Annotated in this window: 14 protein-coding genes and 1 rRNA gene; all 15 read right to left on the bottom strand. The window is 39.2% G+C overall.

Features of this window, described 5'->3' with window-relative positions:
- Positions 1-20: 20 nt before the first annotated feature.
- Positions 21-1,540, bottom strand: a 16S ribosomal RNA gene (locus FCU45_RS02630).
- Between the two features lie 367 nt (positions 1,541-1,907).
- On the bottom strand, positions 1,908-4,499 hold the full coding sequence (locus FCU45_RS02625) for a M14 family zinc carboxypeptidase (protein WP_137011980.1): 2,592 nt from the start codon (positions 4,497-4,499) through the stop codon (positions 1,908-1,910).
- 14 nt (positions 4,500-4,513) lie between these two features.
- The gene (locus FCU45_RS02620) at positions 4,514-5,839 is read right to left on the bottom strand and encodes an ATP-grasp domain-containing protein (protein WP_137011978.1); all 1,326 of its coding nucleotides are present in this window, start codon (positions 5,837-5,839) and stop codon (positions 4,514-4,516) included.
- Positions 5,840-6,748, bottom strand: coding sequence for an ATP-grasp domain-containing protein (locus tag FCU45_RS02615; protein ID WP_137011976.1), 909 nt, complete (start codon positions 6,746-6,748; stop codon positions 5,840-5,842).
- A gap of 12 nt (positions 6,749-6,760) precedes the next feature.
- Positions 6,761-7,864 (bottom strand): M20 family metallopeptidase, encoded by a 1,104-nt coding sequence (locus FCU45_RS02610; protein WP_137011974.1) that lies wholly within the window; start codon positions 7,862-7,864, stop codon positions 6,761-6,763.
- 117 nt (positions 7,865-7,981) lie between these two features.
- Positions 7,982-8,341 carry a 50S ribosomal protein L19 gene (rplS, locus tag FCU45_RS02605; RefSeq protein ID WP_137011972.1) on the bottom strand — a complete coding sequence of 120 codons (360 nt, stop codon included), beginning with the start codon at positions 8,339-8,341 and terminating at the stop codon, positions 7,982-7,984.
- Positions 8,331-9,035 (bottom strand): tRNA (guanosine(37)-N1)-methyltransferase TrmD, encoded by a 705-nt coding sequence (gene trmD / locus FCU45_RS02600; protein ID WP_137011970.1) that lies wholly within the window; start codon positions 9,033-9,035, stop codon positions 8,331-8,333. Before trmD ends, rplS begins: the two co-directional genes overlap by 11 nt.
- Positions 9,035-9,574: a ribosome maturation factor RimM gene (gene rimM, locus FCU45_RS02595; RefSeq protein WP_137011968.1), complete on the bottom strand. Its 540-nt coding sequence runs from the start codon at positions 9,572-9,574 to the stop codon at positions 9,035-9,037. The genes trmD and rimM overlap by 1 nt, the downstream gene beginning before the upstream one ends.
- Positions 9,558-9,794, bottom strand: coding sequence for a KH domain-containing protein (locus FCU45_RS02590; RefSeq protein WP_137011966.1), 237 nt, complete (start codon positions 9,792-9,794; stop codon positions 9,558-9,560). Before FCU45_RS02590 ends, rimM begins: the two co-directional genes overlap by 17 nt.
- Position 9,795: 1 nt before the next feature.
- Complete coding sequence (gene rpsP, locus FCU45_RS02585; protein WP_011372086.1) at positions 9,796-10,026, bottom strand: 30S ribosomal protein S16; 231 nt, start codon at positions 10,024-10,026, stop codon at positions 9,796-9,798.
- Between the two features lie 124 nt (positions 10,027-10,150).
- Positions 10,151-11,497, bottom strand: coding sequence for a signal recognition particle protein (gene ffh, locus FCU45_RS02580; protein WP_137011964.1), 1,347 nt, complete (start codon positions 11,495-11,497; stop codon positions 10,151-10,153).
- Positions 11,498-11,561: 64 nt separating this feature from the next.
- Positions 11,562-12,026: a YaiI/YqxD family protein gene (locus FCU45_RS02575; protein WP_137011962.1), complete on the bottom strand. Its 465-nt coding sequence runs from the start codon at positions 12,024-12,026 to the stop codon at positions 11,562-11,564.
- Positions 12,023-12,280: a GIY-YIG nuclease family protein gene (locus tag FCU45_RS02570; protein ID WP_246032213.1), complete on the bottom strand. Its 258-nt coding sequence runs from the start codon at positions 12,278-12,280 to the stop codon at positions 12,023-12,025. The genes FCU45_RS02575 and FCU45_RS02570 overlap by 4 nt, the downstream gene beginning before the upstream one ends.
- Entirely contained in the window at positions 12,273-13,007 is a 735-nt protein-coding gene (locus FCU45_RS02565) for a pseudouridine synthase family protein (RefSeq protein ID WP_137011960.1), read from the bottom strand. The genes FCU45_RS02570 and FCU45_RS02565 overlap by 8 nt, the downstream gene beginning before the upstream one ends.
- A 14-nt stretch (positions 13,008-13,021) precedes the next feature.
- Positions 13,022-14,188 carry a lipid IV(A) 3-deoxy-D-manno-octulosonic acid transferase gene (waaA, locus tag FCU45_RS02560; RefSeq protein WP_137011958.1) on the bottom strand — a complete coding sequence of 389 codons (1,167 nt, stop codon included), beginning with the start codon at positions 14,186-14,188 and terminating at the stop codon, positions 13,022-13,024.
- Between the last annotated feature and the right edge of the window lies 1 nt (position 14,189).

Genomic DNA, 14,189 nt, shown 5'->3' with positions numbered 1-14,189 from the left:
AATGATTGACTTTACTCTAGAAAGGAGGTGATCCAACCGCAGGTTCTCCTACGGTTACCTTGTTACGACTTCACCCCAGTCGCTAATTCCACCGTAAGTGGTAGCCTCCCGAAGGTTAGCTTCCCAATTTCGGGTGAAATCAACTCCCATGGTGTGACGGGCGGTGAGTACAAGACCCGGGAACGTATTCACCGTAGCAATGCTGATCTACGATTACTAGTGATTCCAGCTTCATGGAGTCGAGTTGCAGACTCCAATCCGAACTGAGAGACGCTTTATGAGATTGGCTCCACCTCGCGGTATTGCAACTCTCTGTACGCCCCATTGTAGCACGTGTGTAGCCCTGGCCGTAAGGGCCATGATGACTTGACGTCGTCCTCACCTTCCTCCTCCTTGCGAAGGCAGTCTCCTTAGAGTGCCCACCTTAAAGTGCTGGCAACTAAGGACGAGGGTTGCGCTCGTTGCGGGACTTAACCCAACATCTCACGACACGAGCTGACGACAGCCGTGCAGCACCTGTTTTCAAGCTCCCCGAAGGGCACTACCGTATCTCTACAGTATTCTATCAATGTCAAGGCCAGGTAAGGTTTTTCGCGTATCTTCGAATTAAACCACATGCTCCACCACTTGTGCGGGTCCCCGTCTATTCCTTTGAGTTTTAATCTTGCGACCGTACTCCCCAGGCGGAACACTTAATCTGTTAAGTGCATCACCGCAATGACAAGCATCACGACGACTAGTGTTCATCGTTTAGGGCGTGGACTACCAGGGTATCTAATCCTGTTTGCTCCCCACGCTTTCACGCCTTAGCGTCAGTTATGTTCCAGCAGATCGCCTTCGCTTTAGGTATTCCTAGTGATATCTACGGATTTTACCCCTACACCACTAATTCCATCTGCCCCTCCCATACTCTAGGTTACCAGTTTCAAGTGCAGTTCTACAGTTAAGCTGTAGGATTTCACACCTGACTTGATAACCCGCCTACGCGTCCTTTACGCCCAGTGATTCCGAGTAACGCTTGCACCCTCCGTATTACCGCGGCTGCTGGCACGGAGTTAGCCGGTGCTTATTCATATGCTACCGTCATTTTCTTGACATATAAAAGGAGTTTACACACCGAAATGCGTCATCCTCCACGCGGCGTTGCTGCATCAGGGTTCCCCCCATTGTGCAATATTCCTCACTGCTGCCTCCCGTAGGAGTCTGGTCCGTGTCTCAGTACCAGTGTGGCGGATCATCCTCTCAAACCCGCTACCCGTCATTGCCTTGGTAGGCCATTACCCTACCAACTAACTGATGGGATATAGTCTGATCCCAAAGCGAAAAGACATTTCCCTTCATAGCTTATGATATGAAGGTATATCCGGTATTAATCACCGTTTCCAGTGGCTATCCCGGTCTTTGGGGCACATTAACTATATATTACTCACCCGTGCGCCACTCGTCAGCAAAGAGCAAGCTCTTCCTGTTACCGTTCGACTTGCATGTGTTAAGCACGCCGCCAGCGTTCACTCTGAGCCAGGATCAAACTCTCCATAATTGAATTGTTTAATCTTTGCCCAAGATTTAAAAATCATTGGCTTTGTTGCCACAAACCGCGTGAACAGTCTGTGGACTTTTGTAAAGTATCTATTGCTATAAATACCTTTTGGGTATAAATAGAATAGACGGTTATGTTATTTAGTTATTTCTAAGTAAACTTATTAATGACCATCTAACTATTTCTAGTTATTAAAGTCTATTTACTTGCTTAGTTTTCAATGATCTCAAACTTAGATTGTTTGTCCTAAACTTTAGGTCTCTTTGTTTGTGGAGGGGAATTATAGAGAGTAATACCTTAGTAGCTTCTTAAATCAAAAAAAGATTTAAGAAGATTTTTTATACATCACAATATGACATAAAAAGTCTTACTTATTTATCTCTATATATGCAGGTTTTGAAAAATTTGGAACATCATCATATGAAAAAACGGCATAATATTTATGTACCTCTTTATCGCCAAAGTTATCATATGTGTAGCTATCCACTCCGCCGTAAAGTTTTTGCCCATCGTATGGAGAACAAGGCACTCTAAATGGATTCTTAACAACGATAGCACCTCTATATCCGTCATCATTTGGCAGATCCCACTCAATTTTTATCATACTGTTTTCTATTGATGTTCTAAGATTAGAGACCATTTGCGGTGGATTTCTTCTTTTTTTTATATAGTTGACGATCAGAGAAGGTCTTTTTTCTCTTTTTGGATCCATGCAACTGATATATTGAGATTTAGAGAGTAATTTTTGAGCAGATGCAGATATTATAAAGAGAGCTTTTGAGTTCTCTTTATGTTGTATTGAGTTCTCTACCATCTCATTTATTGAGTGTGTGTCAAAAACAAATCTTTGAGTAGATGTTTTTTTAATATCTGAGATACTAAAATCATAGCCGATTCTCTCAATGATCTTTCTATCTACTATTTTTTCATAATTTTTCTCTTCACAATCTAAAACCATCTCTATATGAAAACGTAAATTGCTGTCTGAGTTTATATCATCTACATATAGTTCTATATACGAGGTCGATATTATGCTGTTCTCCATTTGAGGCAGTTGGGAGAGATCAAACTCAAAACATCCAAACTCTTCATGAGCGTCCTTGTCAAAACCTGCGGCTAACTTATTCTGAGTTATACCGCTTTTTGATACCGTATACTCTTGCATAGATTGAAGTTCTATTTTGACTTCGTGCAGTGTATATGAAATATCCAGTTTTGGTCTATATGTAAGCCCGCCGCTAAAATTTCCATATCCGATATCCCATTGCATTAGTTGTGATGCCCTGTTTAGAGGCAGGGACGAAGGACCTTCCATACGAAAAAGCGCCTCTCCTCTCTTTAGAGAATCTTGCAAGACATCAATTTCCTGTTTTGCAAATTTATATCTCCTCCAAATTCCCTGAGACAACTGTGCAGAGCCTGTCGGTCTGTCGATGTAACTAAGCACTTTTGCATTTTTTATCTCTTCGAAACTGCTGATATTCTCAATACTTCTCTCATCAATCTGTCCTACCCGCCACTCACCAAAGTGTTCAACTTGCACAGAGACTCTGTTCATTGGATAAAAAGAGATTGAAGCCGCAGTTATGATCGCATTTTGTGGAACAGTGCTTAGAGAGAAACCGCAAACACCGAAGCACTCTCCCTTACTCTCGCTGATCCCGACAAAAAGAGAGTTGTTTCCAAAATGCTCAGGGTTCTTTTTAGTCTTCTCACCTACATAACCTATCTTTTCTGCCAAAGGATATAAAATCTTAGAAAACATATTCTCCGCCGGCTTTGTTCTGACACCGACTATTTGTCCAAAAGGAGATTTTATCTGTCTTGCTTTACACACTGCTCTAATATAGTAGTAGTAGTTTGTAGATGAAGGTAGATTTTTATCAGTGTATGTTTTTAATTTTGTCATACCTATTCTATTTGAACTCTGAGCAAAACCTTTTTTCTTTTTTGAGCGATAAATTTCAAAATATATTACATCATTATCAATATAATCCCATGTAAGTTCTACCTCTTTTGAGCCCACATCAGTAGCTATAAAATTTTCAACTCTCGGAAGAGATTGCTCTTTTTTGTAGTTATTTACCTCTGAGAGCGCATATATAAGTGCCGGTATATTTTCATCAATATGTTCACTCATATGCTCCATATAGTCACTTATATTTCTAGTACCTACTTCGGCTACCAAGGATAAGACACCATGTGAATAGTAAAACTCCCTGCCGCTTCCCGAGATAAGATGAACAGGAGGTTTGCCCATGTGAACACCGTATTCACGAAAGGACTCTTTTCTTATCTCCTCTGCCATATTCCCTGCAAGAAGATTCAGATCGATCGCATCAACGGCATCTTCATGCATAAAATTATGAGCAGGGAAGAATACGTTACCTTGCGAGTGATAATCCAAGGCTATCGTAATATTTTGATGAGCCGTAAAAAAATCTCTCAATGCGGCTGTTTCAGGTTCACTAAAAGCACTCGGTCCTGAATATACATTTGATGTAGTATTTTTGTTTGCAATAAACCCCACGCTAAAATTTCTATTCAAGTCAACGCCAAAACTTCCATCTGCATTTTTTCTTCTGTTTTTTCTCCAAAAGGAGAAATGGTTTCTAGAGTACTCAAATCCGTCAGGATTCGCACATGGAACCATATACAGAGTCGCTCTATCAAGAATATTGTTTAATTGCGGATCATAATCGATATGGTCTATTATATATTTTGCAAAACTAAGTGAGAGCTCTATCCCTATCCACTCTCTTGCGTGAATCGTTCCAGTATAAAAGAGTGCCGGTTTATCTAAATGCGTATCTACACTCTTTGTAATGCTTACTGCTACAATCTCCCTATCTTCCCAAGTTTTTCCAATGGATTCAACTTTAAAAAGATCAGGTCTGCTCTTTTGTGCATTTTTAAAAAATTCTACACACTCACCATACGAACTATACTGTTGTCTCAACTTTTCACCCTAAACTACTTTATAAAAGATTTAGCCCAATGCTCAATCTTCTCTTTTGAATCCGTAAAATATTCTGATAGTTTTTTAAAGGAGCTTATCTCTTTTGTATCAACCAACTCTTTAATATTAACGGCAATATCCTCTTCCATTCCCTGAAGCGTCATCAACTCAGTCAAAGAGACATCTTCTACATTATAAAGTTTAGTTTCACTAATCTTTGATGATGCAGTTTCACTCTCTCCTTTGACCATATCTGGAAGGTTTTCCTCTTTTAGAGGAGGCTCTATTGACGCTGGAACATCAGATGGATTGGACTCATCTGTTTGCTCCATACCAAAATTACCTTTGTCGGCTAACCAGTAAGCTCCATCAGCTGAAGGCTCGTACTTTGCAAAGTATAGATGTCTTAGAGTTCTTAAAACAGAAGCATCCATCTTGCCAAGCTCTTCCCATGAAAAGAGCGGAATATGCGGAAGTCTGAACTTGCCGCCGCTTAAATCCCACATAATATATTGTCCGATCCAGTCTCTCACATACGGAAAAGCGGCAAATGCCGTCGCACACTCCAGTATATATGGCTCATCTGTATTCTCATCTATTGCTATGTCACAAGCCCAATATTCTGCTTTGGCAGCTTTACTCGCTTTTACCGCAAGCTCAAGCACACTCATAGGAACATTTTCATAACTCATACTTCCGCCTTGAGAAGTGTTTGTTATCCACTCTCCATCACCCGAATATCTCCAAAATGCGCAAATAGGCTTATGCCCTATAAGCATAACGCGGATATCTCCGCTATCTTTTAGCGGAATGCCGTCTTGTGAATAGATAGGCTTATATTTTTTCTCTGCCAAAAGTGCTTTGGCCTCTTTATAGTTATCCACTTTATGAACAAAATATCCACCGTAATTAGATGGTCCGTAACTTCTTTTTATAATCTGTGGATAGTGACAACCCTTAAAGTGTTCATCCGCCTCTTTTTCATCATAAGTTATGATCGTTTTTGGAGCCTGTATATTATATTTTTCACAAAATAGCGTTACATTCTCTTTGGATTTATTACAGAACTGTGTCTCAATTGATGGGATAAACCTTACATGCGGCAGCTCTTTTGCAATCTCTTTAAAAGTTTCGTATGCAGTTGCGGGTATATTACCTACTAAAACATCAATCTTTTTTTGTTTTACCTCTTTTATAAATCTCTCTTTATCATTTTTCCAATGATAAGTAACAGCTTCTATCTTATCCGGCCACCCTTTAAAATTGCTATAATCAAAAAATCTAAGTACGTAATCCAGGTATAAAAATCCTACCTTTGGGAGCTTCTGTTTTTTTTGCATCTATCTATCCTTCTTTGTTTTTCTATCTATTAGATCAACTATCAAGTCAATTTTTCTATCATTAAAATCAAGCCCCATCTTCTCTTGTTCAGGAGTAGCAAAAGCCGGTATCCCATTTACCTCAAGCACTACATACTCCTCCCGTTTTCTGTCATAAATAATATCTACCCCTGCAATATCAGTACCGCACGCATTTGCCGCTTTTATTGCAATATCTACAACCTTGTCGTTTGCCTCTCTCAAAAAAACGCTTCCGCCGCTTGTAACATTTGTGCGCCAGTCGGTTCCGTTTGCTTTTCTTCCATAGCAGCTGACAAATTTACCGTCTACTATGTCTACCCTAAAGTCAGTATTGTCATAATCTATAAATTTTTCTACATAAAAATATCTCAAATCCATCTGATTTAAAAATGGCATCAACATATTGAGGGTCTCTTCGTTTTCAATTTTTGTAAGACCCAAGCCACCCCAGCCATCCGTTGGTTTATAGACCATCTTGTCCCATTTTTTGATTATTTTTCTTAGTTCATGTCCATCATCTCTATGACACAACTTATAGTCAGCTGTTCTAATTCCATTGTTTCTCAATACTAATGATGTATGAAATTTATCCTCTGTCAATGCAAAAGCTTCATAAGAGTTGATCATCGGTACAATTCTATTGAGAGCTTGATAGAGATAGACCTGATACTGTGTCTGTTCTCCTGCATTGTATGAAAAGAAGAGATCTAACTTATTTAATTTTTCACCCTTGTAAATAATATTACTATTTCTGGCTATTGCATTTCTTAAATTGATATTATCGAGTGTCTCTATATCTCTATCTTTTAATTTTTTTATGATTTTTTTGGCAATTTTATCACCGCCGCTATTTGTATAAAGCCACATACCGATTTTTCTACTTGACATTTGACACTCCTTTTAAAAATCTGATTTTTCTATAAAATGAGTAAAAAGTGCTCTGCTTAGCTCTATTCTGCTCTTAAAACTCTCTTTGCTTGCTCTCTCTTTTACCGTATGATCTCCATCTCCGTATGGACCAAAGCCATCAAGTGTCACAACACCGCATGAACTTACAATATTAGCATCACTTACCCCTCCGCGCTCCTCATATTTCAGAGCAGTGTTGGTGATCTTTTGGATTTTTTCAACCAACTCAAGAGCTCCCTCCGATGTCTGCATAACATCTCTTTGAATAGCGCCTCTTAGCTTTGAGGTTGTTCCATTGACATAAGAGTGCTCTACTATACTCTCTATTGCAGAGAGAACTCTGTCTCTCTCATCAGTAACTTTATATCTGATCTCAAATGTCAATTGTGCATGAGGGGATATAGTGTTTGCTCCTATACCACCCTCCATCTTGCCGACATTAACTGTCGTGCCTTTTGACAGATCGGTAAGCTTTACCAACTCTTGAAGCTTGTATGATGCCTCTAAATTGGCATCAAATCCATCACTGTAGCAATTTCCGGCATGAGCGGCTCTGCCCTCTATATCTATAAAAAAAGTGCCTACGCCTTTTCTGCCTGTTACTACTTCTAACTCTGCTCCTGCAGCTTCATAGACAAAGCAGTAATCATATTTTTTTGCTATTTTTGACGTTAAAAATTTTGAGTCATCGCTTCCGCTCTCTTCATCACTAACAAGAAGAATATCTATGTTTTGTATCTCAATATTTTGTTTTTGGATTTCACGAAGTGCCTGAAGAGCTACAATATTTCCGCCTTTCATATCGCATACGCCTGCACCGTAGACCCAATTAGCATCTTCGTGGTAAGTATCAAATTTTTGCGGAGGAAAAACCGTATCTAAATGACCAAGCAGCAGCAATCTTTTTGCATTTTTATTGTATTTGGAGGTGTAGTAGCGATGAGAACCTATAAGTTCTCTTTCATCTATTTTAACGTTAAAGCCTAACTCTTTGAACCATTTATCAAAAAGTTCTCCGACTTCATCAACGCCTAGCTTATTTTTTGTGTATGAATTAATCTCAACAACACTTTTTAGATCATTAAGATATCTCATACTATTTCCACATATTAAGATGATATGCGTTAATTGTACTATATTGTATGTTTAAACTGGGTAAAGGAGAAGTATTTTTTAGTAAAAGTATATGTGTGTACGGGGAAACTTAGAAGACTATTTTCTTCTAAGTTCTTTGATACGAGCTGCTTTACCAGCAAGATCACGTAAGTAGAACAGTTTAGCGCGACGAACACGACCGCGACGAATCACTGCTATTTCATTAATAGAGTCACTGTAGATTGGGAATATTCTCTCAATACCTACACTGTTAGCACCGATTTTACGAACTGTAATAGTTTGACCGGTACCTTGTCCTCTTTTTGCAATACAGACACCCTCGTAATTTTGTACACGAGTTTTGTCACCCTCTTTAATTGTTACTGCTAAACGAACAGTATCACCAGCGCGAAAGTCTGGAATATTTTTCTCAGACACTTGTGCTTTTTCAAAGTTTTCTATGTACTTATTTCTCATAAGATTTCCTTGTTCTATGCTTTAAAAGCTGCTCTGGTCTGAAGAATTTGGTCTTGCACTCAGATAGAGCTAATTTTAGTGAGCGAATTTTACTGTGATTTCCCTTTAAGTATTCTGATGGGACACAATAGTTTTCATAATTTTGCGGCTTGGAGAAAGATGGCGCCTCTAAAAGCTCGCTCTCAAAACTCTCTATACTCAAAGAATCACTATTGCCAAGAACACCATCTACATTTCTGGAGACTGCATCACACATAACCAAAGAGGCTAATTCACCGCCTGTTAAAATGTAGTCGCCGATACTGAAAACCTCATCGGCGTACTTCTCTATAACTCTCTCATCAATACCTTCATATCTTCCACTCACAAAAGCTATGTGGCTCTTTTTTGCCAATCTTTTAGCATCATTTTGTCTAAAAGGTTTGGCTACGGGAGTTAAAAAAACAACGTGAACATCCTCGTCTTTGGCTCTTAGTTCATCCAAAGCATCAAAAAGCGGCTGAGGATTCATAACCATTCCCGCACCGCCGCCTACCGAAGTATCGTCAACTTTATTGTGCTTGGAGCTGCTAAAATCTCTAGGGTTTAAAAACTCTATACTTAAAATCTCTTTCTCTATTGCTCTTTTTAAAATAGAGTCGCAAAAATAACCCTCGACTATATTTTGAAATAGCGTCACAAAAGTAAATTTCATTATGAAGCTTCTAAAATGTCCATACCGCCGCTAACGGTTATTACCTTCTTCTCAATGTCGGTATTTATTGTAAAAGGCTTATTAAAAGGGAGTAGAAAACTTTTTGCAAAGCCCTCTTTTACCAGTTTTTCATCACTCTTTATAATTAAATAATTAGTGATCGAGATTCTATCAACCTCTTGGACAACACCTAAAACTTTCCCGTCTTCAATTACACTACAGCCCTCTATATCGAACCAGAAAAACTCGCCATCTTCTAAATGACACTCTTCTCTTGTTCTCTCTATTGTTGTATATAGATGTTTGTTTGTAAGTTTTTTGGCATCCTCAGGTGATGAGTAGCCCAAAAACTTAACAAGAGCTCTTTCATGATTTATGTCACTTATTGTAAGGCTCTCTTTTTCATTAATGAAAAACGAGGCACCTTTTTTAAACTGTTCGGGAAAATCACTATTAATATGAAGTTTCATATCGCCCTTTAAACCGACAGACTTGCCGATCGTCGCAATATGAAGAAGTTTGTTAGATTGCTTCGACATTGATACGGTAACTCACACCGTCTTTTGCTTTGCAGCCTGAGATGACGGTCTTAATAGCGCCTATCATCTTACCCTCTTTGCCGATCAGCTTTCCGATGTCCGCTTGATTGGCATAGAGCAAAATTTCAGTTGTTTCATCGCCCTCTTTTACTTCAACTCTTATATCATCAGGATGTGAAGCTATAAGTCTTGCAAATTGTGCGACAAAATCAGCTATCATCTTAGCGACCTGTTATCTTTTTAACACGATCACTCATTTTAGCACCAACGCTTAACCAGTAATCTAATCTCTCGTTATCAACAACGGTTGTCTTCTCTGCTACCATCGGATTGTGATGTCCGATCAACTCTATCCAACCGCCGTCTCTTCTTTTACGTGAGTCTGTTACCGCGATACGGTAAAAAGGTTGTTTTTTTCTTCCCATTCTAGTTAAACGAATAACTGTTGCCATAATATTGTCCTTCTCTGCGCAAGTCATATTTCAACTTGCTGTATATGTTAAATTTTGCATTCTGAATGCAAATCTATAAACTTCTTAAAGTTCATAGATTTACTCTCAATCTATGCCGCGCGAGCTATCTTCTAAGAGCTCCCGCACCGCCCATCTGCCCCATCATGGCCTGCAGGTCTTTCATGCCGCCTTTGCTTGAGAGCTTTTTGGCCATCTTGCCGGCATTTTTAAACTGCTTGATCATACGGTTTATCTCGACCTGAGTGAGTCCGCATCCTCTTGCAATTCTCTCTTTGCGCGAGTTGTTTAAAAGATCTGGGTTCTCTCTCTCTTTCATTGTCATAGAAGAGACCATGGCTTTAATGTTTTTAAGCTCTCCGGAATTTTCAAGATCGAAATCTTTGAGTGCCTTAGACATATTTCCCATACCCGGAATCATACCTATTAAAGACTTCATACTTCCCATCTTCTTCATACTTTCCATCTGCTCTAAAAAGTCATTGAAGTTGAACTGCCCTTTTTTGATCTTTGAAGTAAGTTTTTTAGCCTGTTTTTCATCAATAACAGATGAAGTCTTCTCAGCCAGTCCCTCAATATCTCCAAAGCCCATAAGACGGTTTACGACACGATCAGGCAGGAATACTTCCAGATCTTCCATCTTCTCGCCGCTACCTATAAAGCGAAGAGGAACTTGAACCTGAGATGAGAGACCAAGAGCAACACCGCCCTTTGAATCGCCGTCATACTTACTAAGAATTACACCGTCTATTCCGATCTTCTCTTTAAATGTAGCAGCCGTCTTAACAGCATCTTGACCTGTAAGAGAGTCTGCAACATAAAATATCTCACTAGGGTTTGCAGCTTTTTTAACTGCTTCTAGCTCACCCATTAACTCATCGTCTATCGCTAAACGACCTGCGGTATCAATCAGAACAACGTCATATATGCCGCTGTTTGCTTTTTTAAGTGCTGCCGTTACTACTTCAACAGGATTTTTTGTACTCTCATCCTCATAAAGCTCAACGTCGATTTTTGCCGTGATCTGACGCAGCTGTTCAACTGCCGCTAAACGCTGCAGGTCGGCTGCGACCACTAGAACTTTTTTCTGCTTGTTTTTCAGATAGTTCGCAAGCTTACCTGTTGTAGTCGTCTTTCCAGAACCCTGAAGTCCTGTCATCAATATAACGGTAGGAGGTTTTGAAGCAAATATAAAGCCTCTGTTTCCGCCAACCTCTAAAAGTTCATAGAGAGTCTCTCTTAGAGCCGCTAAGAACTGATCTTTCCCGATCCCTCTCTTTTTGGTCTCGATCTGAACTTTAAATACAAGATCTTTAACGACCTTATGGTTTACATCCGCTTTTAAAAGAGATTTTTTCAGCTCATCCAAAGCCTTTGTGAGGGCTTTTTCATCATCATGAAAACGAATCTTTTTAATAGCATTGGTAAATGAATCTGTCAATGTGTCAAACATATAGCCCTCCTCTTTGAATATAATTTTGAATGTAAAAAGTGGCGAATTTTAGCTGAAAGTTACTTTAAGTATGCTTTATATTACAGTGCTTAGTTAAAAATTTATGAAGCTGGTTGGCAAATTGGTGTGCATCTTTTTGATCAAAAGGCTTTGGACCACGTGTTATCTCTCCCGTATCTCTTATGCTCTCCATCAGGTTTCTCATAGCTAGATATTGCTTAATATTATCAACGCTGTATAGCTCACCTCTATGATCTATTGCATGTGCATTTTTCTCTATTACTCTGTCAGCAAGCGGAATATCGGCTGTTATAACCAAGTCGCCCTCTTTTGCAAGTTCGACTATATGGTGATCTGCTTCATCAGCACCCTGCTCAACAATAATATAACTTATCAGTTTTGATTTGCCGATGGTGATGGGTTTGTTTGAGACTACAAATGTCTCAATGGAGAGTCTCTCGATCGAGCGAAAGAGAATCGGTTTTAAAAGGTTTGGAAAAGCGTCTCCATCAACAAAGATCCGTATCATTTTATCAGCTCCAGTTTCTTGGTTCTTGATAATTTTTTTATCTCTATCTCTCTTATTGTCGCACCGCTTTTATCTTTATGTGACTCACAATAGATAAGCTCCACAGGTCTTCTTATGCGCGTATATTTAGCACCTTTTGGCGAATTGTTGTGCTCCTCTACTCTTCTTTGCAGATCGGTAGTTATCCCCGTATATAGAGTATCATCACTGCATTTTAAAATATAGAGATACCACAAACTCTCATTACTACTCAAAATTCACAAAAACCTTTGGTTCAGGTGCAGTAAACTCCATATCAAGAAGTCTTACTTTATAAGCATGGAGCATCACGCGTTTTGCACGTCTTCCGCCATACTGCTCATCTCCGATAATAGAGTGTTCTATATATCTAAGATGCGTTCTTATCTGATGCGTTCTTCCATGATGGATAATACACTTGATCTTTGTCTTTCCGCCGCTTACCAGATCAGGGAAGACCTCAGTTCTTGCGGGCTTTCCTTTTGTAGAGACGTTTGAAGATGCACGATTGTTCTTTTTTGTAGTGAGTATCGGCTTGTCTATCTCAACCGGCTCACTTATAATTCCCTCAACCCATGCGATGTACTCTTTGTAAACTCTATCTTTTTTGAACTCTTCAATTGCCTTTTGACGAAACTCCTCGTTTTTTACAAGCATTAAAACGCCGCTTGTCTCGCGATCGAGTCTGTGAAGAAGAACTGCAGGCTTAAACTGTCTCTCTATCTCATCCGAGTTAACGTGTGCAGGTTTGTCTACAACGATCAAGTCACTGTTTTCAAAAATAGGCTTTATTTTCTCTACTTTTTCAACCCTGAAATGAGTTTTTGCATCCAAGTCTCCGCGGGCGATCATAACTTTTTTATTGCCTACATAGACCAAACCTCTATCTATCATTGATTTTGCTGCAGAGTTTGAGATTCCCTCTTGGGATGCTAAAAGTTTATACGCTTTTTCTAGTGCCATTTTAAATTATTTCCTTAATTTTTTATTATTCTATCTATTACCGGTTTTAAGTCTATCTTCTCTTCAACCATGCTAGGCGGCAGCTCTTTTGATGCCATAAGCGCTCTGTGTATCTCATCGCTCTCAACATATTGAACATGATGGACATACTTAAAAAGCTCCTTTTGATGAAAGAAGTGTTTTCCCGTAATTATTTTACATCCAAAATATGCAGGTTCAAGCGGATTGTGCCCGCCTACATCATCCCTAAACGCACCGCCTAAAATTGCTATATCACTTATCGCGTATATATTGTTTAACTCACCCATTGCATCGACTAGGATCAAGTCTGAGTCAAACTCTCTGCTCTGTGAAAATCGACTTATGCTCAAAGAGTAATCATTGGCATATCGTTTCATAAGCTCATAGACCGCTTCAAATCTCTCAGGATGTCTAGGAACTATAGCGAGCTTTGCATCACTCTGTTTTCTATACTCTATAAATGATTTTAAAACGCTCTCTTCTTCACCCTCATGAGTGCTTCCCGCAACTATCAACTCACACTCGGGCTTTTTATACTCTTGCGTTTTTTTTATCTCCGCTGAGAGCTTGATATTTCCGACAACCTCTATATTTCTTGCACCTAGGGCTAAAAAACGGTTTTTATCCGCTTCGCTCTGTGCATAGATCATCTCTACGTTTGAGAGCAGTTTTTTATAAAACCATGCAAATTGAAGATACTTTTTTGCACTCTTTTCGGATATGCGGGCATTTAGAAGTATTACTCTTGTTCCTCTTGCTCTTAAAACACTAAAGAGCATAAACCAGAACTCAGCTTCTAAAACCACAAGTACCCTTTGTTTCTTCGCCCAAAACGGCACAAACATCTCATATGGCAGATATCTTACCTCTGCGTCATACCTTCTTGCAAGTGCTTGTCCTGTATGTGTTATCGTAGTTATCTTGATATCCTGATCTTTTAAAAGATCTAAGATCGGGCCAAGAGCTCTTGCTTCGCCCAAAGAGCATACATGAAACCAGATACCGTCACTGCTTTTAAATCTTGGATTTTTAAAAAGAAAAAAACGAGCCGGAATCGACTCTCTGTATTTATGTTTAAAAGAGAGATATACCAAAAGCGGAAGCGCTACCAAATAGAGCGCTACGCTTAAGGTAAAGTAGAGAATGCTAAACGGCTTCAAG

It is taken from the genome of Sulfurimonas crateris (assembly GCF_005217605.1).
Lineage (GTDB): Bacteria > Campylobacterota > Campylobacteria > Campylobacterales > Sulfurimonadaceae > Sulfurimonas > Sulfurimonas crateris.
The sequence above is the reverse complement of the archived record's forward strand: the minus strand, read 5'-3'. Positions and strand labels throughout refer to the sequence as shown.

Excerpts from the sequence above, each read along its gene's own strand:
- FCU45_RS02620 (WP_137011978.1), bottom strand. The coding sequence starts at position 5,839 with ATGCAAAAAAAACAGAAGCTCCCAAAGGTAGGATTTTTATACCTGGAT.
- FCU45_RS02615 (WP_137011976.1), bottom strand. The coding sequence starts at position 6,748 with ATGTCAAGTAGAAAAATCGGTATGTGGCTTTATACAAATAGCGGCGGT.
- FCU45_RS02610 (WP_137011974.1), bottom strand. The coding sequence starts at position 7,864 with ATGAGATATCTTAATGATCTAAAAAGTGTTGTTGAGATTAATTCATAC.
- rplS (WP_137011972.1), bottom strand. The coding sequence starts at position 8,341 with ATGAGAAATAAGTACATAGAAAACTTTGAAAAAGCACAAGTGTCTGAG.
- trmD (WP_137011970.1), bottom strand. The coding sequence starts at position 9,035 with ATGAAATTTACTTTTGTGACGCTATTTCAAAATATAGTCGAGGGTTAT.
- rimM (WP_137011968.1), bottom strand. The coding sequence starts at position 9,574 with ATGTCGAAGCAATCTAACAAACTTCTTCATATTGCGACGATCGGCAAG.
- FCU45_RS02590 (WP_137011966.1), bottom strand. The coding sequence starts at position 9,794 with ATGATAGCTGATTTTGTCGCACAATTTGCAAGACTTATAGCTTCACAT.
- rpsP (WP_011372086.1), bottom strand. The coding sequence starts at position 10,026 with ATGGCAACAGTTATTCGTTTAACTAGAATGGGAAGAAAAAAACAACCT.
- ffh (WP_137011964.1), bottom strand. The coding sequence starts at position 11,497 with ATGTTTGACACATTGACAGATTCATTTACCAATGCTATTAAAAAGATT.
- FCU45_RS02575 (WP_137011962.1), bottom strand. The coding sequence starts at position 12,026 with ATGATACGGATCTTTGTTGATGGAGACGCTTTTCCAAACCTTTTAAAA.
- FCU45_RS02565 (WP_137011960.1), bottom strand. The coding sequence starts at position 13,007 with ATGGCACTAGAAAAAGCGTATAAACTTTTAGCATCCCAAGAGGGAATC.